Raw genomic sequence first — 708 nt, 5'->3', positions numbered from 1 at the left:
TGCGTGTCTGACGCGCCTGGCGTTCCTCTTAAGTAGTTGAAAGTTAGTGAAAGTAAGTGAATAGGCTCCTTCGGGAGCTTATTTTTTATCTCATTAGCATTGCTTGACTTCACTTATTAGCCGCGTAGCATCGATGTACGTCAATATTATGTGCAAAGGAAGGCCATATGACCGTCAAGGTATTTTGGAAAAAACCTTACCAAACAGAACTCACCTCCACGGTAACTCGAATTTCGGACAAAGAAGTCGAGTTATCCCACACTATTTTTTATGCTGAATCCGGCGGACAAGAGAGCGATGCAGGTACGATCGACGGGATTCGTGTCGTCGGTGCAATTAAGTCTGGCTCACGCATTGTTTACACTCTAGAACGTCAACCCACGTTTCGAGTTGGCGACCAAGTGATCACTCAAATTGACTGGCAAAGGCGTTATGCGTTGATGAAGCTCCACTTTGCGGCGGAAGTCATACTTGAACTGTTCACGCAAAAATTTGCAAACATTCAGAAGGTTGGCGCACATATCTCCGCAGATAAAAGCAGAATTGATTTTGAATGGCCTGAAAGCATCACGCCACTGCTAGCGGAGTTTCAACAACAAGCTCAGGCAGTTATCGATTCGAACGCTGAGATTGAGAGCGCATTCTCTGACGAAGGCCAAGAAAGGCGCTATTGGAAAGTGGAAGGCTTCGCTCAAGTGCCTTGCGGTG

Annotated in this window: 1 protein-coding gene; it reads left to right on the top strand. The window is 46.3% G+C overall.

Features of this window, described 5'->3' with window-relative positions:
- Positions 1-167: 167 nt before the first annotated feature.
- Positions 168-708: alanine--tRNA ligase-related protein (locus R8O11_RS27690; RefSeq protein WP_318194933.1), on the top strand; the 541-nt coding region annotated here is incomplete at its 3' end.

Source organism: Vibrio sp. 1288, assembly GCF_033344475.1.
Note: the sequence above shows the minus strand (reverse complement) of the source record. Positions and strands in the feature narration are given on the sequence as shown.